The sequence below is a fragment of the Streptomyces sp. URMC 124 genome, assembly GCF_051386455.1.
Taxonomy (GTDB): domain Bacteria; phylum Actinomycetota; class Actinomycetes; order Streptomycetales; family Streptomycetaceae; genus Streptomyces.
This window is the reverse complement of record NZ_JBPQTS010000158.1, coordinates 1-17,298: the sequence shown is the minus strand read 5'-3', so window position 1 is coordinate 17,298 and position 17,298 is coordinate 1. Positions and strand designations below refer to the sequence as shown.

At 72.1% G+C, this 17,298-nt stretch carries 19 protein-coding genes, 3 tRNA genes and 1 pseudogene; 19 read left to right on the top strand and 4 right to left on the bottom strand.

Translation table 11 applies throughout. The features are described 5' to 3' along the window. The 9 genes and pseudogenes from ACSNOG_RS26665 to htpX form a co-directional block, all read left to right on the top strand. A pseudogene (locus ACSNOG_RS26665) lies at nucleotides 1-388 on the top strand (hypothetical protein); the annotation flags it as partial. After that, a complete protein-coding gene (locus ACSNOG_RS26660) occupies nucleotides 385-1,350 on the top strand; it encodes a complex I subunit 1/NuoH family protein (protein WP_436755244.1) in 966 nt (321 codons plus the stop codon). The pseudogene ACSNOG_RS26665 and the gene ACSNOG_RS26660, both read left to right, overlap by 4 nt. Before the next feature lie 53 nt (nucleotides 1,351-1,403). Next, nucleotides 1,404-1,919 carry a 4Fe-4S binding protein gene (locus ACSNOG_RS26655; protein WP_436755245.1) on the top strand — a complete coding sequence of 172 codons (516 nt, stop codon included), beginning with the start codon at nucleotides 1,404-1,406 and terminating at the stop codon, nucleotides 1,917-1,919. Next, entirely contained in the window at nucleotides 1,916-2,554 is a 639-nt protein-coding gene (locus tag ACSNOG_RS26650; RefSeq protein ID WP_436755243.1) for an NADH-quinone oxidoreductase subunit J family protein, read from the top strand. The genes ACSNOG_RS26655 and ACSNOG_RS26650 overlap by 4 nt, the downstream gene beginning before the upstream one ends. Further along, entirely contained in the window at nucleotides 2,554-2,937 is a 384-nt protein-coding gene (nuoK, locus tag ACSNOG_RS26645; RefSeq protein ID WP_436755242.1) for an NADH-quinone oxidoreductase subunit NuoK, read from the top strand. Before ACSNOG_RS26650 ends, nuoK begins: the two co-directional genes overlap by 1 nt. Next, entirely contained in the window at nucleotides 2,934-4,925 is a 1,992-nt protein-coding gene (locus ACSNOG_RS26640; RefSeq protein ID WP_436755241.1) for an NADH-quinone oxidoreductase subunit 5 family protein, read from the top strand. The genes nuoK and ACSNOG_RS26640 overlap by 4 nt, the downstream gene beginning before the upstream one ends. 2 nt (nucleotides 4,926-4,927) lie before the next feature. Beyond that, entirely contained in the window at nucleotides 4,928-6,538 is a 1,611-nt protein-coding gene (locus ACSNOG_RS26635; RefSeq protein ID WP_436755240.1) for a complex I subunit 4 family protein, read from the top strand. Beyond that, nucleotides 6,538-8,046 carry an NADH-quinone oxidoreductase subunit N gene (locus ACSNOG_RS26630; RefSeq protein WP_436755239.1) on the top strand — a complete coding sequence of 503 codons (1,509 nt, stop codon included), beginning with the start codon at nucleotides 6,538-6,540 and terminating at the stop codon, nucleotides 8,044-8,046. The genes ACSNOG_RS26635 and ACSNOG_RS26630 overlap by 1 nt, the downstream gene beginning before the upstream one ends. A 198-nt stretch (nucleotides 8,047-8,244) precedes the next feature. Next, complete coding sequence (gene htpX / locus ACSNOG_RS26625; RefSeq protein ID WP_436755238.1) at nucleotides 8,245-9,111, top strand: zinc metalloprotease HtpX; 867 nt, start codon at nucleotides 8,245-8,247, stop codon at nucleotides 9,109-9,111. Between the two features lie 9 nt (nucleotides 9,112-9,120). Here the strand turns inward: htpX and ACSNOG_RS26620 are convergent, their stop codons facing one another. Continuing rightward, complete coding sequence (locus tag ACSNOG_RS26620) at nucleotides 9,121-9,405, bottom strand: hypothetical protein (RefSeq protein ID WP_436755237.1); 285 nt, start codon at nucleotides 9,403-9,405, stop codon at nucleotides 9,121-9,123. A gap of 262 nt (nucleotides 9,406-9,667) precedes the next feature. Here ACSNOG_RS26620 and ACSNOG_RS26615 point away from each other — a divergent pair, with 262 nt between their 5' ends. Further along, nucleotides 9,668-10,078 carry an ALF repeat-containing protein gene (locus ACSNOG_RS26615; protein WP_436755236.1) on the top strand — a complete coding sequence of 137 codons (411 nt, stop codon included), beginning with the start codon at nucleotides 9,668-9,670 and terminating at the stop codon, nucleotides 10,076-10,078. A 261-nt stretch (nucleotides 10,079-10,339) separates the two neighbouring features. Continuing rightward, nucleotides 10,340-10,735, top strand: a complete 396-nt coding sequence (locus tag ACSNOG_RS26610) for a YccF domain-containing protein (protein ID WP_436755235.1) — start codon at nucleotides 10,340-10,342, stop codon at nucleotides 10,733-10,735. A 72-nt stretch (nucleotides 10,736-10,807) separates the two neighbouring features. On the opposite strand, the gene ACSNOG_RS26605 is transcribed toward ACSNOG_RS26610, so the two are convergent. After that, nucleotides 10,808-11,296: a YajQ family cyclic di-GMP-binding protein gene (locus ACSNOG_RS26605; RefSeq protein WP_436755234.1), complete on the bottom strand. Its 489-nt coding sequence runs from the start codon at nucleotides 11,294-11,296 to the stop codon at nucleotides 10,808-10,810. Nucleotides 11,297-11,509: 213 nt separating this feature from the next. Here ACSNOG_RS26605 and ACSNOG_RS26600 point away from each other — a divergent pair. After that, nucleotides 11,510-11,591 (top strand) — tRNA-Tyr (locus ACSNOG_RS26600). 93 nt (nucleotides 11,592-11,684) lie between these two features. Here ACSNOG_RS26600 and ACSNOG_RS26595 read toward each other — a convergent pair. Both ACSNOG_RS26595 and ACSNOG_RS26590 read right to left on the bottom strand, forming a co-directional pair. Continuing rightward, nucleotides 11,685-12,347 carry an NAD(P)H-binding protein gene (locus tag ACSNOG_RS26595; protein WP_436755233.1) on the bottom strand — a complete coding sequence of 221 codons (663 nt, stop codon included), beginning with the start codon at nucleotides 12,345-12,347 and terminating at the stop codon, nucleotides 11,685-11,687. Between the two features lie 75 nt (nucleotides 12,348-12,422). Further along, a complete protein-coding gene (locus tag ACSNOG_RS26590; RefSeq protein WP_436755232.1) occupies nucleotides 12,423-13,700 on the bottom strand; it encodes an amidohydrolase family protein in 1,278 nt (425 codons plus the stop codon). 194 nt (nucleotides 13,701-13,894) lie between these two features. Here ACSNOG_RS26590 and ACSNOG_RS26585 point away from each other — a divergent pair. From ACSNOG_RS26585 to ACSNOG_RS26555, 7 genes are all read left to right on the top strand, one after another. Then, nucleotides 13,895-13,967 (top strand) — tRNA-Thr (locus ACSNOG_RS26585). 49 nt (nucleotides 13,968-14,016) lie between these two features. Beyond that, nucleotides 14,017-14,089, top strand: a tRNA-Met gene (locus ACSNOG_RS26580). Between the two features lie 85 nt (nucleotides 14,090-14,174). After that, nucleotides 14,175-14,339: a 50S ribosomal protein L33 gene (rpmG, locus tag ACSNOG_RS26575; RefSeq protein WP_006604855.1), complete on the top strand. Its 165-nt coding sequence runs from the start codon at nucleotides 14,175-14,177 to the stop codon at nucleotides 14,337-14,339. Nucleotides 14,340-14,429: 90 nt separating this feature from the next. After that, nucleotides 14,430-14,882 carry an FAS1-like dehydratase domain-containing protein gene (locus ACSNOG_RS26570; RefSeq protein WP_436755231.1) on the top strand — a complete coding sequence of 151 codons (453 nt, stop codon included), beginning with the start codon at nucleotides 14,430-14,432 and terminating at the stop codon, nucleotides 14,880-14,882. Beyond that, nucleotides 14,882-15,313, top strand: coding sequence for a MaoC family dehydratase (locus tag ACSNOG_RS26565; protein ID WP_436755230.1), 432 nt, complete (start codon nucleotides 14,882-14,884; stop codon nucleotides 15,311-15,313). Before ACSNOG_RS26570 ends, ACSNOG_RS26565 begins: the two co-directional genes overlap by 1 nt. A gap of 73 nt (nucleotides 15,314-15,386) precedes the next feature. Continuing rightward, nucleotides 15,387-15,920 carry a TetR/AcrR family transcriptional regulator gene (locus ACSNOG_RS26560; protein ID WP_436755229.1) on the top strand — a complete coding sequence of 178 codons (534 nt, stop codon included), beginning with the start codon at nucleotides 15,387-15,389 and terminating at the stop codon, nucleotides 15,918-15,920. Nucleotides 15,921-15,994: 74 nt separating this feature from the next. After that, a partial coding sequence (locus tag ACSNOG_RS26555; RefSeq protein WP_436755228.1) for a DHA2 family efflux MFS transporter permease subunit occupies nucleotides 15,995-17,298 on the top strand: 1,304 nt, incomplete at its 3' end.

Below are 17,298 nucleotides of genomic sequence, written 5' to 3'. Positions count from 1 at the left end.
CCCCGGCGCACCCGAGCCGACCCCGCACGCCCCCGATGAGCCCCCGGCTCCCGAGGGCGAGCCGAGCTCTCCTTCCCGCCGCGACGGCGCCCAGCCCGAACGCCGGAGCCCGGCGGTGCCGAGCCGCCCCGCGGACGAGGCGGCCCCCGGCGCAGCTGAGGAGCCCCCGGCCCCCAAGGGCGGCCCGAGCTCTCCCTCCCGCCGCGACGGCGCTCAGCCCGAACGCCGGAGCCCGGCGGTGCCGAGCCGCCCCGCAGACGCCGAAGCCCCCGGCGCAGCCGAGCCGCCCCCCGGCGCAGCCGGAACCGGTACGCCCGGCGCGGCCGCAGGACCCGGAGACGGGGAGACGAAGAACGAGACGAACCCCGCCGGAGGCGACCCCGCATGAGTGACACCCTCGACGTCCTCCTGCGCCTCCTCGCCGTCTTCGTCGCCTTCCTCGTGCTGCCCCTCGTCGTCGGCCAGACCGAGCACAAGGTGATGGCGCACATGCAGGGCCGCCTCGGCCCCATGTACGCCGGTGGCTTCCACGGCTGGGCCCAGCTCGTCGCGGACGGCGTGAAGTTCGCGCAGAAGGAGGACGTCGTCCCCGCGGGCGCGGACCGCCGGATCTTCCAGCTGGCGCCGGCCGTCGCCCTCCTCCCGTACCTGCTGGTGCTCGTGGCGATCCCGATCGGCCCGGGCAACGCCGTGGGCCAGGCCGTGGACGCGGGCATCTTCTTCGCCCTGGCCGTAATGGGCGTGGGCGTCCTCGGCTCGCTGATGGCGGGCTGGGCGTCCGCCAACAAGTTCTCGCTGCTGGGCGGCCTGCGCACCGCGGGCCAGCTGATGGCGTACGAGCTGCCGATGCTGCTGGCCGCGGCGAGCGTCGCCATGGCGGCGGGCACGGTCTCGCTGTCCGGGATCGTGGACGCCTTCCAGTGGTGGTGGGTGCCCTGGCAGATCGTCGGCGCGGTGGTCTTCTTCGTGGCCGGTCTCGCCGAGCTGCAGCGCCCGCCGTTCGACATGCCGGTGGCCGACTCGGAGATCATCTTCGGTGCGTACACCGAGTACACGGGCCTGCGCTTCGCGCTGTTCCTGCTGTCCGAGTACGCGGGCATCGTCGTCCTGTGCGGCCTGACCACGGTCCTGTTCCTCGGCGGCTGGCACGGCCCGTTCGGCGCCGACGGCATGGGCTGGCTGTGGACGCTGCTCAAGACGGCCGTCCTGGCGTTCGTCGTGATCTGGCTGCGGGTGACCTACCCGCGCCTGCGCGAGGACCAGCTGCAGAAGCTGGCCTGGACCGTCCTCATCCCCCTCGCCCTGGCGCAGATCGCGCTGACGGGCGTCGTCAAGGTGGTGACCCAGTAGTGGGCCTTCCCGGTTCCGGCCTCGCCAAGGGCCTGGCCGTCACGCTCCGCACGATGACGCGCCGCGCGCACACCGCGCAGTATCCGGACGTGCAGCCCGAGCTCCCGCCGCGCACCCGCGGCGTGATCGGGTTGTTCGAGGAGAACTGCACGGTGTGCATGCTGTGCGCCCGGGAGTGCCCGGACTGGTGCATCTACATCGACTCCCACAAGGAGACGGTGCCCCCGGCCGCGCCCGGCGGCCGCGAGCGCAGCCGCAACGTCCTCGACCGCTTCGCGATCGACTTCTCGCTCTGCATGTACTGCGGCATCTGCATCGAGGTGTGCCCCTTCGACGCGCTGTTCTGGTCGCCGGAGTTCGAGTACGCCGAGACGGACATCCAGGACCTCGTCCACGAGCGCGACAAGCTCCGCGAGTGGATGTGGACCGTGCCGGAGCCGCCCGCGCTCGACCCGGCGGCGGAGGAGCCGAAGGAGATCGCGGCGGCCCGCAAGACGGCGGAGAAGCTCGCCGCCCAGGCGGAGCAGGAAGCGCAGGAGACGCGCGAGAAGAAGGAGGGAGACGCATGACCGCCACCGGCATCAGCCCGGGCACCGGCACCGGCACTGGCACCGACGTGTCGACGCTCGCCGCCCAGGCGCACGGCTTCCTCTCCCCGACCGGCGTCGAGATCGTCTTCCTCCTCGTCGGCCTCGTCACCCTCGGCGCGGCCGTCGTCACCGTCACCACCAAGCAGCTCGTGCACGCCGCCCTGTGGCTGGTCGTCGCGCTCGGCGGGCTGGCCGTGGAGTACCTGCTGCTGACGGCGGAGTTCATCGCCTGGGTGCAGGTCCTGATCTACGTCGGCTCGGTGGTCGTCCTCCTCCTCTTCGGTCTCATGCTCACCAAGGCCCCCATCGGCCGCTCCCCGGACGCCGACTCCGGCAACCGATGGCCGGCCCTCGGGGTCGCCGTGGCCGCGGCCGCCGCCCTCGTGTGGGTGGTCGCGGACGCCTTCCGCACGACCTGGATCGGCCTGGACGGCGACGCCCCCCAGGGCACGACGAAGGTCTCCGGCGAGTTCCTCTTCCGGCACTGGGTGCTGCCCTTCGAGGCCCTGTCCGTCCTGCTGCTCGCGGCCCTCGTCGGCGCGGTGGTCCTCTCCCGCAAGAAGACCCGGGAAGCCGGGGAAGGCCGGGAAGCCCGGGAAGGGGCGCAGCGCTGATGCACCTCGTCTACCCCGCCGTCCTCGCCGCCCTGCTCTTCTGCACCGGCCTGTACGGCGTCCTCGCCCGGCGCAACGCGATCCTCGTCCTGATGTCCGTCGAGCTGATGCTCAACGCCGTCAACCTCAACCTCGTCGCGTTCGACGTGTGGCTGCGCGACGAGCTGCACGCCGGGCAGGCGCTCACCCTCTTCACCATCGCCATCGCCGCCGCGGAGATCGGCATCGGCCTGGCGATCGTGCTGCAGGTCCACCGCAACCGCGGCACCGCCGACGTCGACCGCCTGCGCGACCTGCGCGACGACGCCCCCGACACGGGATCCGACGCCGGATCCGACCCCGATCGCCCGGACCGCGAGGAGAAGGCCGAGGCCGCCGCGTGAGCACCACGACCACCGCCGTTCTCGTCCCCCTGCTGCCCTTCCTCGGCGCCCTCGCGGGCCTGCTGACGGGCCGCCGCGCGCCCGGCTTCGTCCGCCCGCTGGCCGTCCTGCCGACCGCGGCGGCCGCGGTCCTGGCCGTCGTCGTCGCCTGGCGGCAGGGCGGCGGCGAGGCGCTCGACGCCGCCACCCGGCTCACCCCGACCGGCTCCGTGCCCATCGACCTGGCCCTGCACCTCGACGGCTTCGCCGTCCTCGTCGCCGTCCTGGTCGGCGTCGTCGCCACCTGCGTCCAGGTCTACTCGACGGCCTACCTGCGCGACGATCCCCGCTACCCCTCCTACGCCGCCCTCGTCTCCCTCTTCACCGCGGCCATGCTGCTCGTCGTCTACTCCGGCGACCTCATGGTGCTGCTGGTCGGCTGGGAGATCATGGGCATCTGCTCGTACTTCCTCGTCGGGCACTACTGGGAGACCGAGGCCGCCCGCTCGGCCTCCCTCAAGGCGTTCCTGGTCACCAAGCTCGGCGACGTCCCCTTCCTGATCGGCATCCTCGCGCTGGCCGCCGACGCCGGGACGTTCCGGATCAACGGCATCCTCACCGCCGTCGCCTCCGGGGGCATCGACCACCCCACGCTGATCGCGCTGCTGCTCCTCGCCGGCGTCGCGGGCAAGTCCGCGCAGTTCCCGCTGCACACGTGGCTGCCCGACGCGATGGCCGGCCCCACGCCGGTCTCGGCGCTGATCCACGCCGCGACGATGGTCGCGGCAGGCGTCTACTTCGTCGCCCGGCTCCTCCCGCTCTTCACGGCCTCCGCGGCCGCGCTCGTCGTCCTCGCCGTGATGGCCGCGGTCACGATGGCCGGCTCCGCGCTCGCCGCCCTCGCCCAGGACGACATCAAGCGCGTCCTCGCCTACTCGACCGTCGGCCAGCTCGGCTACATGACCGGCGCCCTTGCCGTCGGCAACCGGGGCGCGGCCGTCTTCCACCTCGTCTCGCACGGTGCGTTCAAGGCGCTCCTCTTCCTCGGGGCGGGCGTGATCATCCACGCCGCCGGCACCAACTCGCTGTCCGCCATGGCCCGCATGGGCGGCCTCGCCAAGCGCATCCCCGACGCGTACTGGACGATGACCGTCGCCCTCCTCGCGCTCGCCGCGATCCCCCCGTTCAGCGGCTTCTTCTCCAAGGAGGCCGTCCTCGGCGCGGCCGAGCACGCCGCCGCCGGCGACACCCCGGGCATCCCGGACGCGGCCGGCTGGCTCGTCCTCGCCGCGGGGCTCCTCACGGCGCTCCTCACCGCCGCGTACGCCTTCCGCCTGTGGCTGATGGCCTTCCGCGGCAAGGGCACCGAGGCCCCGGACCACGGCAGGCAGCCCGCCGCCATGAACACCGTCCTGTGGATCCTGTTCCTCCCCACCCTCGGGCTGGGCCTCGCCGCCGGGAAGCTCCCCGACTGGTTCGACGGCGGATCGCTCACCCCGACGCTCACCACCTCCGTCCTCTCCACCGGCTGCGCCCTCGCCGGCGCGATCGTGATGTACGCGGCGTGGCGCCGCACCGCCGCGCTCGCCGCCCGCACCCCCCTGGGCGCTGTCGCCGCCGACCCGGACGCGGCCCCCTACGTCTCCGAGGAGGAGACCATCGCCACCCACGAAGCCGCCTACGGCGACATCGCGGCGGCGCCCGACCCGACCGACCCCGGCCGGGCCCTCCTCGGCCCCCTGCACCGCCACGCCGCGTCCGGCTTCCACCTGGACGCCGTGTACGCGGCCCTGTTCGTCCGGCCCACGCGCGCGGCCGCCCGCCTCGCCCGGTTCCTCGACCGCGAGGTCGTCGAGACCTACGTGCGCGGCGCGGGCACCGCACCCCGCCTGCTCGGCGCGGCCGTCCGCCGCGCCCAGACCGGCAACGTGCAGACGTACCTGAGCGCCCTGCTCGCGGGCGCCGTCGTCCTGACCGTCGCTGCCGTGCTCGTAGCCACCGGAGCCTGACCATGAGTCACACCGTCATGCAGTACCTCCTCGCTGCGATCGTCGTCCTGCCCCTCGTCGGCGCCGTCGCCTCCCTCTTGCCGGCCCCGCCCGGCCTCAAGGGGAAGAGCCCCGGCCAAGCCGTGCTCCGCCACGGCGTCACCGTCACCGGTGCCGTCCTCGCGCTGTCGATCGCCCTCGCGGCCGGCTTCGACCACGGCAGCCCGGCCCGCATGCAGGCGACCACCGACATCAGCTGGATCCCGGCCCTGAACATCCGGATCCACCTGGGCGTGGACGGCGTCTCACTCCCCCTCCTCGTCCTGACCGCGCTGCTGACCTTCCTCTGCGCGCTGTACAGCTACTTCAAAATGCCCGCGGGCCCGTCTCCCCAGGCATTCGTCGCGCTGCTCCTGGTCCTCGAGTCCGGCACCCTCGCGACCTTCGCCGTCCTCGACCTGATGCTGTTCTTCCTGGCCTTCGAGATGGTGCTCATCCCGATGTACTTCCTCATCGCCCGCTGGGGCGGCGAGGGCAGGGAGCGCGCCGCCTGGCGCTTCATCCTCTACACGCTGCTCGGCTCCGTCGTGATGCTGCTCGGCCTCCTCCTGGTCGGGATCAAGGGCGGCACGTTCGACATGGTGGCACTGGCCACTGACAACGGGGCGCACCTGAGCCGCACCACCCAGCTGATCGCCGTCGTCGCCATCGGCACCGGACTGGCCGTCAAGGCCCCCATGTGGCCCCTGCACAGCTGGCTGCCCGACGCCCACACCGCCGCCCCCACCGTCGGCTCGGTGCTCCTGGCGGGCGTGCTGCTGAAGATGGGCACGTACGGTTTCGTCCGCATCGTGCTGCCGATCGCCCCCGACGGCGCGCACACCTTCGCGCCCTACCTCGCCGCCTTCGCGGCCGTCGGCATCATCTACGGCTCGCTGGTCTGTCTGGCGCTCGCCCGAAGCGGCGCGAAGGGAGACCTCAAGCGCCTCATCGCGTACTCCTCCGTCGGCCACATGGGCTTCGTGCTGCTCGGCATCGCCACGCTCACCCCCACCGGGGTCAACGGCGCCCTCTTCGCCAACATCGCCCACGGCCTGATCACCGGCCTCCTCTTCTTCCTCGTCGGCGCCGTGAAGGACCGCTACGGCACCAGCGACCTCGACGCCCTCTCCGGCCGCACCGGCGCCGCCCTTTACGGCAAGGCGCCCCGCCTCGGCGGACTCCTGGCCTTCGGCGCGATCGCCTCCCTCGGCCTGCCCGGCCTCGCCGGCTTCTGGGGCGAGATGCTCGCGATGTTCGGCGCCTTCCGCCCGGCGGAGGGGCTCAGCCGGCCCGCGTTCCTGACGTTCATGGCCCTGGCCGGCTTCGGCACGCTCCTGACGGCCGCCTACATGCTCGTCGTCGTCCGCCGCGTGTGCATGGGCGGCGACGGAGGCAGCACCCGGCCGCAGACCGCCGGCACCGGGGAGCCCGCGCCCGCCGGCGCCCCGGGCGCCCCGGCTGACGTCCGGCCCTACGAGTTCGCCGCCTGGACTCCCCTCGTCGCCCTCACCGTCCTCGCCGGACTCTGGCCCGCGGCCCTCCTCGGCCTCACCGACCCGGCCGTTCAGCAGCTCCTCCGAGGAGGCAACTGATGGGCTCCCTGATCCAGTCCGTCGACTGGCTCGCCATCGCGCCGCCCACCGTCACCGCCGTCGTGGCGCTGGCCGTCCTGGTCGCCGACCTCTTCCTGCCCGAGGCCCGCAAACCGCTCCTCGGATGGTTCTCCGTCGCCGGACTGCTCCTCGCGGGCCTGTCCCTGCTGCCGCTCCTGGACGGCGACCGCTCCACCTTCTGCCTGACGGGCGTCTCCGGCCGCGGCGCCTGCAGCTACACCGCAGACCACTTCACGCTCGTCATCCAGCTCCTGGTGCTCGGCGGCGCCCTCCTGACGGCCCTGCTGTCCATGAGCGCCGTCCGCGACGAGGAACTCCCCGAAGGCGAGTTCTGGTTCCTGCTGCTGTCCTCCGCCGCGGGCGCCGCCCTGCTGCCCGCCTCCCGGGACCTCGCGACCCTCGTCGTCGCCCTCGAAGTGGCCTCCCTGCCGGCCTTCGCCCTCGTCGGCCTGCGCCGCGGCGACCGCCGCTCCTCCGAAGCGGCCCTGAAGTTCTTCCTCTCCTCGGTCACCGCGACCGCCGTCACCCTCCTGGGCGTCAGCTTCGTCTACGCGGCCACCGGCACCCTGCACCTCACCGAGATCGCCGGGAAGCTCGGCCACGTCGACCCGCGCCTCGACACGCTCGCGCAGGCCGGCGTCGCCCTCACCCTCGTCGGCTTCGCCTTCAAGACCGCGGCCGTCCCCTTCCACTTCTGGGTACCCGACACCTACGTCGGCGCGCCGCTGCCCGTCGCCGCCTACCTGTCGGTGATCGGCAAGGCGGTCGGCTTCACCGGCCTCATCCTGGTGACGGTCGTCGCCTTCCCGTCGTACGCCGAGGTGTGGGCGCCGGCCCTGGCCGTCCTCGCCGCGCTGACCATGACCGCCGGCAACGTCGCCGCGCTGCGCCAGCGCCCCGAGCGCGCCCACAGCGCCGTACGCCTGCTGGCCTGGTCCTCCGTCGGCCAGGCGGGCTACCTGCTCGTGCCCGTCGCCGCCGCCGGCTACGCCGACGACCCGGCGCACGCCATCGGCTCCACCGTCGCGTACGCCCTGATGTACGCCGCCGTGAACCTCGGCGCCTTCGCCGTCGCCGCCCTGGTGGCCCGCACGAGCCCCCGCAACCGCATCACGGACTACCGGGGCCTCTACGCCCGCCGTCCGCTCGCGGCGCTCGCCCTCGGCTTCTTCCTGCTCTGCCTGGCGGGCCTGCCGCCGGGCGTCATCGGCCTCTTCGCCAAGGTCACGGTCTTCACCGCGGCCGTCGACGCGGGCCTGGGCTGGCTGGCGGTCGTCATGGCCCTCAACGTCGTGATCGCCCTCTACTACTACCTGCAGTGGACCGCGGTGCTCTTCCGCCCGGCGGAGGAGGCCGCGGAGGGGACGGCGCCGGTACGCGTCCCCCTGCCGCTGGGTGCGGCCATCGCCCTCACCGCAGTGGCCGGCATCGCCCTGTCGGGCGCCCCGCAGCTCGTCCTGCGCTTCGCCTCGGGCGCGCTCCTCTAAGGGCGGCGGGCGGGGCCCGCCGCCCCGCCCGGGCGACGCGGGGTCACCCTTACGGCCCGGCGCCGCCCGCGCGCGCAAGGGAACCAGGGGCCTTCGTCTGGCGTTGACCGGTCAGGAAGGTTCCACTGGAAGTTCCACCGCGGGTGGACGCACAACAGCGCGAAGGGTTCCCCTGCCGCACCACTTGGAGGGCGTACCGTGCACCGCCGGCACAACGGGCTCAGGACCGCAGTCCTTCTCGGGGGGCTGTCCGCACTCATCATCGTCATCGGCAGCCTCTTCGGGCGTACGGGCCTGATCGTCGCCGTCCTGGTGGCGCTCGGCACCAACGCCTACGCCTACTGGAACAGCGACAAGCTGGCCCTGCGCGCCATGCGCGCCCGCCCCGTCAGCGAATTCGAGGCCCCGCAGCTCTACCGCATGGTCCGCGAGCTCTCCACGGCCGCCCGCCAGCCCATGCCCCGGCTGTACATCTCGCCGACCGACGCCCCCAACGCCTTCGCGACCGGCCGCAATCCCCGTAACGCCGCCGTCTGCTGCACGGACGGCATCGTCCGCCTGCTCGACGAGCGCGAGCTGCGCGGCGTCATCGGCCACGAGCTCAGCCACGTCTACAACCGCGACATCCTCATCTCCTCGATCGCGGGCGCGCTCGCCTCCGTGGTGATGTTCCTGGTGAACTTCGCCTGGCTGATCCCCTTCGGCAGATCGGACGACGACGAGGGTCCCGGCATCGTCGGCATGATCATGATCATGCTGCTGGGCCCGATCGCGGCGTCCCTCATCCAGCTCGCCGTCAGCCGCTCCCGCGAGTACGAGGCCGACGCCTCCGGCGCCCGCCTCACCGGCGACCCCCTCGCCCTGGCCTCGGCCCTGCGCAAGCTGGAAGCGGGCACGCAGCGCCTGCCCCTGCCCCCCGAGCCGCGCATCGAGACCGCGAGCCACATGATGATCGCGAACCCGTTCCGCGCGGGCGAGGGCATGACCAAGCTGTTCTCCACGCACCCGCCGATGCGCGAGCGCATCACCCGCCTGGAGCGGATGGCGGGCCACGGCGGCCGGTAAGCCCGCCCGTCAGGCGTCGGGCGAGTCGTCGTCGGGCGTGCCGTCGGCGTCTTCGGAGTTGTCGACGTCGGAGTTGTCGACGGCCGCGCCGTCGTACTCCCCTCCCGAGCACACCAGCGCGGGTTCGGAGTCGTCCCCGATCAACACGTCGACCGACCCGCCCCCGCTCTCGCACTCCTCGGCGGACACCGGAGGCGGGGGGTCGTCGGCCCGGGCGACCCCCACGCCGAGCGTCCCGGCGAGCACCACGGCAGAAGCCGCGGCGCCGAGGGTTTGTCGCGTACGTATGCGCATGGGGGGCTCCTCACGTTCGTTGCGTGTCCGCCGGACGGCGGACAGGGCAGCACGCCCACGATGACGGCGCAGCCGGGCCGAGGCACGCCGCACTAGGCCATCCGGGGGACACGCCCTGCTGAAGTGCGCCGAGGCGGTTCCAGGCGAGCCGCATCAACGGCGCAAACGCACTGTCAGCGGATATTCGATGGTCATCACGGCAATGGCCACTTATCCTCAGGGAGGATTTCAAGATCGTCTGCAGGAAAAGTGAGTGCTGTACATGAAGTTGACCCGCGTGTCGCTCCTCGTCGCCGCCGCCATCGCGCCGGCTGCCCTGCTCTCCACCCCGGCGCTCGCCGCCGGTCCGGCGCAGGCTCCCGTTACGGCGTCGGCCTCGGCGGCCCAGGGCAACACCAGCGACTCGGACAACCAGGTCGCCATCGTCCAGCTCGTCTCGAAGTACCCCGGCGCGGCCATGAAGGAAGGCGCCAAGGCCGCCCTCAAGGGCACCCCTGAGGACCGCGTCCGCTTCCTGGAGTCCGGTCAGTTCACCGCCCGCGATTCGGACAACCAGGTCGCCATCGTTCAGCTGGTCTCCAAGAACCCTTCCCCGGAGTTCAAGGCCGCAGCGAAGAAGGCCCTCAACGGCACCCCTGAGGACCGCGTCCGCTTCCTCGCCGAGCACCAGTAGGGCCTACCGGCTCTCCAAGCCGTGATGCCTATGAGGCCCGCAGTCATTACGGCGGGCCTCATAGGCATCACGGGGTCATGACAGACCTGCCGCTCGCCATGAGCCTTCCACTGCACGTGAGTTGGCCTCCGCCGCCAACTGGATCCAGCCTCCGCAAGCCGCTGTCACTTTGGGTTGTCCATGCGGAGGTTCCAGCAACCGTCGGTAGCCGCCGGGGCGTCCCAGTCGCTAGAGGGCAGAACGAGTGGGAGGCTGTGTTTTATGAAGTTCATCCTGAACATCATCTGGTTGGTGCTCTGTGGCTTCTGGATGGCGATTGGGTACGTTGTTGCAGGTCTGATCTGCTTTATTTTGATCATCACCATTCCCTTCGGCATTGCCTCGATGCGCATCGCGAGCTATGCCCTGTGGCCGTTCGGGCGGACGACCGTCGAGCGGCGGGACGCGGGCGCCGGGTCGCTCCTCGGCAACGTCATCTGGTTCGTCTTCGCCGGGTGGTGGCTGGCGCTCGGCCACATCGTCACGGGCATCGCCCTGTGCATCACCATCATCGGAATCCCGCTGGGCATCGCGAACTTCAAGCTGATCCCGGTCTCCCTCTTCCCGCTGGGCCGGGAGATCGTCCCGACGGACCAGGCGTTCGCGGGCCGCTGGTGACGGCGCCCTCGGTGCAGTGCGTGCTGCTCCGCTCCCGCGTCGGCGATGCCTCGGCGGTGACCAGGTGCCTGCCTAGCGGTAGTTGACGAACTGGATCGCGAAGTCCAGGTCCTTGCCCTTGAGGAGGGCCTGGACGGCCTGGAGGTCGTCGCGGCTCTTGGAGCTGACGCGCAGCTCGTCGCCCTGGACCTGCGCCTTGACGCCCTTCGGGCCCTCGTCGCGGATGATCTTGGCGACCTTCTTCGCGTTCTCCTGCGAGATCCCCTCCTCGATCGAGGCGGAGATCTTGTACTCCTTGCCGGAGGCCTGCGGGTCGCCCGCCGTGAGCGACTTCAGCGAGATGCCGCGCTTGATCAGCTTGGTCTCGAAGATGTCGAGGACGGCCTTGACCCGCTCCTCGCCATTGGCGCGCATCTCGATCTTGTCGCCGGACCAGGCGATCGAGGCGTCGGCGCCCTTGAAGTCGTAGCGCTGGGAGATCTCCTTGGCGGCCTGGTTGAGGGCGTTGTCGACCTCCTGCCGCTCGACCTTCGAGACGATGTCGAAACTGGAGTCGGCCATATTGAGTTGGCTCCTCGTACGTAGATCCATCGGGGGGTGCGGCTCGGTGCTCCGCCGGCCCGGGGGCCGGCGGAGGAGCGCCCCGTCAGCCTAGCCACCCCGGGCCCGTTCGCACGGGCGATGAACCGAGTGGCGGACCACCCCAGGTCATCGGGTATGGTTTACGTCGTTGCCCCGGAGCGAATCGAAAGAGAGCCCGAGGTGACACCCCATGGCGGTGTGCCCGAGTGGCCAATGGGAGCGGACTGTAAATCCGTCGGCTTAGCCTACCCAGGTTCGAATCCTGGCGCCGCCACGGAACGAGGCCCCTGACCTGAAAAGGTCGGGGGCTTCTTTCGTTTTCCGGCCTTTCCTGACTCGCGAGCCGCGAGCCGCGAGCCGCGAGCCGTCAGCCGGTCGCCGAGGCCTTCACGGCCTCCGCCACCGGCGTGTCGCCGCCGATCAGCTCCAGCGTCCGCCCCGCCGTCCCCGGCTCGTCCAGCAGCGCCGCGAGGACCTCCGCGACATCGTCCCGGGTCACGGCGCCCCGGCCCGTGGACTCCCCGAGCGTCACCAGGCCCGTGCCGGCGTCGTCCGTGAGCCGCCCCGGCCGCAGGATCGTCCAGTCCAGGCAGGCTCTGGCCCGTACGTCCGCGTCCGCCGCCCCCTTCGCGCGCAGGTACGCGGCGAAGACCGGGTCGGTGCCCTCCGGGGGCTCGCGGTCGGCGCCCATGGAGGAGACCACGAGGAAGCGGCGGACCCCGGCCGCCTCCGCCGCGTCCGCGAACAGGGTGGCCGCCCCGCGGTCCACGGAGTCCTTGCGGTCGATGCCGCTGCCCGGTCCCGCACCGGCCGCGAAGACGGCGGCGTCGGCCGTCTCCAGGTGCCGCACCAGATCCCCCACGGAGGCCGACTCCAGGTCGCACACGACCGGTTCGGCACCGGCCGCCAGGAGGGCGCCGGCCTGTTCGGGCCTGCGGATGACGCCCGCGATCTCGTCCCCGCGCGCGGCGAGCAGCCGTTCCAGCCGCAGCGCGATCCGACCATGTCCACCAGCGATGACAATGCGCATGATCCGACCGTACGCCGATCACGGGAATCCGACAGAGGGCCTCGCCGGACCCCTCCGACGCCGCCCCGGCCCGCGTCAGGACGGCTCGCCGCCACCGCCGCGCGAGGACTGCCGGGGCAGCTCCAGGGCCGCGACGGCCGAGCCGTCGCAGTACTCCCGCACGGCGCTCGTACGGGCCACCACGCGGCCCTTGTGCACGACGAGACGGCTGTAGGCCATCGAGAGCACGCCCTCGACGCGCTCGCCGCGGACGGCCAGCAGCTCGGCCGGGAAGCCCGCCTCCACGCGCACCCGCGGCAGCCCCATGGCCGCCCGCGCCCACCCGCTGACCGCCTCGTACGCCTCCTCGGGCCGCAGCTCGCCGTGCGAGGCCAGCAGGAACGCGGCCTCCAGGGGATCGCCGCGGCCGACCGGGTTGGCCGCGTCGCGCAGGGCGCCGCTGCCGGCCGCCACCCGCACTCCCGCCGCGCGCAGGAGCCGCACCGGGGCGCAGCGCGAGACGCGGGCGCCGCGCTGCTCCAGCGTCCCGCAGTCGCCCTGGGGGAGGCAGACGACGGTGACCCCGGCGGCGGCGAGCTGCCCGGCCGCCCGGACGGCCAGGTCGCGGGGGAGCCGGGCGAGGCCGCCGCAGGGGCCGAGGGTGACGCCGGGGCGCAGGCCCCCGGCCATGGCGGCCAGCCGGGCGAGCCGGGCCGGGTCGGAGCCGTCGGTGTGCAGGTCGACCGGGCAGCCGTGCTCGGCGGCGAGGTCGAGGACGGTCTCGGCGAAGCCGGTGGGGTCGGGGTCGAGGTCGGGGCAGCCGCCGACGGCGGCGCCCATCTTCACGGCGTCCCGCAGCAGGGCCAGTCCGTCGGCCCCCGCCGCCCCGGTCAGCAGCCGGGGCACGGCGACGGCTGTGAGGTCGGTCAGCCCGCGCAGCGCCCGCCGGGCCTGCAGGACGGCCTCCAGCGAGCGCAGGCCCTGCACGTCGCCGATCCGCACGTGGCAGCGCAGGGCGGTGGCCCCGTGCCCGAGCTGGAGCAGCGCGGCCTCGGTGGCGCGGCGCTGGACGTCCTCGGGGGCGTACGAGACGGGTCCGTCGGCCTCGGCGGTGAGCGCGGTGGCGCCGTGCCCGTGCGGCTCGGCGGGCGCGGGCAGCAGCAGATAGCCGCTGAGGTCCACGCGGGGGCCGGGGGCCAGGCTCCCGGCGGTGCCCACGGCCTCGATGTGCCCGCCGCTCAGCCGCACGTCCACGGTGCGGCCGTCGGCGAGCCGGGCACCGCCGAGGACGAGGGCGCCGTCGCGGGGCACGACGGCGGGAGGGGTGGCATCGCCGCCGGGGTCGGCCGGGGGCTGCGGCTGGCTGTCTGGCATCGCGCTCCTCCGGGGGCCGGGGCGTGCATGATCACGCAGCAGTTCCGAGCGTAGGGCGCGTCAGGAACGGCTTCGAGCAAGCGACGAATAGTCGTACTGGTGTGGTGCCGGAAGGCTTCCGTGGCGCCGGCGCCGGCCTCCTCCGGATACGGATTTCACCTTCGGCGGCCAACCGTGTAATGTCTTCCTCGCTCGCCCCAATAGCTCAGTCGGCAGAGCGTCTCCATGGTAAGGAGAAGGTCAACGGTTCGATTCCGTTTTGGGGCTCTGGTGTGAGAGGCTCCCCGCCTTCGGGCGGGGGTCCCTCCCACATCAAAGCGGTGTAGCTCAGTCGGTAGAGCAAGCGGCTCATAATCGCTGTGTCACCGGTTCAAGTCCGGTCACCGCTACACGTAGTAGCCGATTGTGGGGTCGGTCCTCCGGTCGGCTACTCTTGTCTGCGTTAATCCGTCCATTCCGTCAAGGAGCACTCACGTGGCTGCCACCGACGTCCGCCCGAAGATCACGCTGGCCTGCGTGGAGTGCAAGGAGCGGAACTACATCACCAAGAAGAACCGGCGTAACGACCCGGACCGTCTTGAGATGAAGAAGCACTGCCCCCGTTGCAACTCGCACACCGCGCACCGCGAGACGCGATAACAACAGGCTCGTTCATGAGGCCGTCCCCATTCTTTGGGGGCGGCCTCGTGGCGTATCCGCCACCGTAACCACCCAGGAGGTGCCGAGCCCATGGCGCTCGACCAGTCCTTCGTAGGGCGGACCTATCCGGCCACCGAACCGTACGAGGTCGGCCGGGAGAAGATCCGCGAATTCGCCGAGGCCATCGGCGACACCCATCCGGTGTACACCGACCCCGAGGCCGCCAAGGCGCTGGGCCACCCGGATGTGATCGCCCCGCCGACTTTTGTCTTCTCCGTCACGTACCGCGCCGCCGGCGCGGTCGTGAACGACCCGCAGCTGGGCCTGGACTACTCGCGCGTCGTGCACGGCGACCAGAAGTTCGCCTACGCCCGCCCCGTGCGCGCCGGTGACCGCCTCTCGGTCGTCTCCACGATCGAGTCGATCAAGTCCCTCGCGGGCAACGACGTGCTGTCGGTCCGCGGTGACGTCCAGGACGAGCACGGCGAGCACGTCGTGACCGCGCACACGACGCTGGTGGCCCGCGCGGCCGAGGAGGCGTGATGGCTGCCCGCATCTCCTACGACGAGGTCGAGGTCGGCACCGAGCTGCCGGCCCGCTCCTTCCCTGTCACCCGCGCGGACCTGGTCCGCTACGCGGGCGCCTCGGGCGACTTCAACCCGATCCACTGGAACGAGAAGTTCGCCAAGGGCGTCGGCCTGCCGGACGTGATCGCGCACGGCATGTTCACCATGGCCGAGGCGGCCCGCGTGGTCACCGACTGGGCGGGCGACCCGGCCGCCGTCGCCGAGTACGGCGTGCGCTTCACGCGCCCGGTCGTCGTGCCGAACGACGACGAGGGTGCGGTGATCGAGGTCACGGCCAAGGTCGCGGCCAAGGACGACGAGCGCCGTACGGTCCGGGTGGACTTGGTGGTCAAGAGCGGGGGCCAGAAGGTCCTGGGGATGTCGCGCGCGGTCGTACGCCTCGCCTGACGCCGGGGGCGCCGCGGACGAGCGGCGCCCTCCCCTTTGACATGGCAAGTAAGTGACCACTAACTTACTGCCCATGGTCAGGATGAGCGCGGAGGAACGCCGCGAGAGTGTGATCCGCGCCGCGATCACGGAGTTCGCGCGCGCCGGCTACAAGGGCACGTCCACGGAGGCGATCGCGCGCCGCGTGGGCGTCTCGCAGCCGTATCTGTTCCGGCTCTTCCCCACCAAGGAGGCGATCTTCCTGGCGGCGGCCCACCGCTGCCTGGAGGAGACCGGGGAGGTCTTCCGGAAGGCGGTCGAGGGCGCGCCGCCCCGCGGGGTGCTGCAGGCCATGGGCGCCGCCTATGACCACCTCATCGCCGAGGACCCCGAGAAGCTGCAGATGCAGATGCAGATCTACGTCGCGGTGGCCTCGGCCGAGGCGGCGGGGGATCACGAGTTCGGGAGCACGATCCGCAGGGCGTGGCTGGAGCTGTGGGACGGGGCGCACCTGGCGCTCGGCGGGGACCCGAAGGAGACGGCCGCGTTCATGGCCAAGGGGATGCTGATCAACGCGCTGGTGTCCCTGGGATTCCCCCCGGACCACCGGGTGTGGAGCGGCTGCTAGGAACGCGGGAAAGCCCGCGTCTCCGCACACCCACACAAGTTAGTGACCAATTACTAAATAAGCGGGGGGAAGACATGCAACCCAAAGCGATCTGGGCCCTGATCATCACTGGCGTGGCCGGCTTCATGGCGGCCCTGGACAACCTGGTCGTCACCACGGCCCTCCCGTCGATCCGCAAGGACCTCGGCGGGGCGCTGGAAGACCTCGAATGGACGGTCAACGCCTACACGCTGACCTTCGCGGTCCTGCTCATGTTCGGCGCGGCCCTGGGCGACCGCTTCGGCCGCCGCAGGCTCTTCGTCACCGGCCTGGTGATCTTCACGGCCGCCTCCGCCGCAGCCGCCCTCGCCCCCGGCATCGAGGCCCTGATCGCCGCCCGCGCCGTCCAGGGCGTGGGCGCCGCCATCACCATGCCGCTGACGCTCACCCTCCTCACCGCGGCCGTCCCCGCCGACCGCCGGGGCCTGGCGTACGGCATCAAGGGGGCCGTGGACGGCCTGGCCGTCGCCGGCGGCCCGCTCATCGGCGGCACGCTCACCGACCACGTCTCCTGGCAGTGGATCTTCTGGCTCAACGTCCCGCTGGGCCTGGCCCTCATCCCGCTGGCCCGCCTCCGCCTGGACAAGTCGCGCGCCGAGAACGCCCGCCTGGACCTCCCCGGCACGCTGCTCGTCAGCGGCGGCCTCTTCGGCATCGTCTACGGCCTGGTCAACGCCAACGCGCACGGCTGGACGAGCCCCCGGGTCCTGACCGCCCTCATAGCGGGCAGCGCCCTCATCGGCGGCTTCATCCACCACGGCTTCCACAACAAGAAGCCCATGCTTCCCATGCGCCTCTTCAAGAACCGTGCCTTCGCCGGTGTGAACGCCGCGAGCGTCCTCATGTTCCTGGGCATGTTCGGCTCGATCTTCCTGCTCAGCCAGTTCCTCCAGAACGTCCTCGGCTACTCGCCCACCGAGGCCGGGCTGCGCATGCTCCCCTGGACCGGGATGCCCATGATCGCGGCGCCGCTCTCGGGCTACCTCGCCGACCGCATCGGCAGCCGCCCCGTCGTCGTCACCGCCCTGGCCCTCCAGGCCCTCGGCCTCGCCCACTTCGCCCTGGTCATGAGCCCGGACGTCTCCTACGCGGCCCAGCTCCCCGGACTGATCGTCAGCGGCATCGGCATGGGCCTGTTCTTCGCCCCCGCCGCGAAGCTCGTCATGTCCGGCGTCCGCCCGGCGGAGCAGGGCATGGCCTCCGGGGCGAACAACGCCCTGCGGGAGGTGGGCGGGGCGCTGGGCATCGCCGTCCTCGGCTCCCTCTTCTCCGCCCGGGGCGGCTACGGGTCGCCCCAGCGCTTCCTGGACGGCCTGACGCCCGCGCTCTGGGCGGGCGC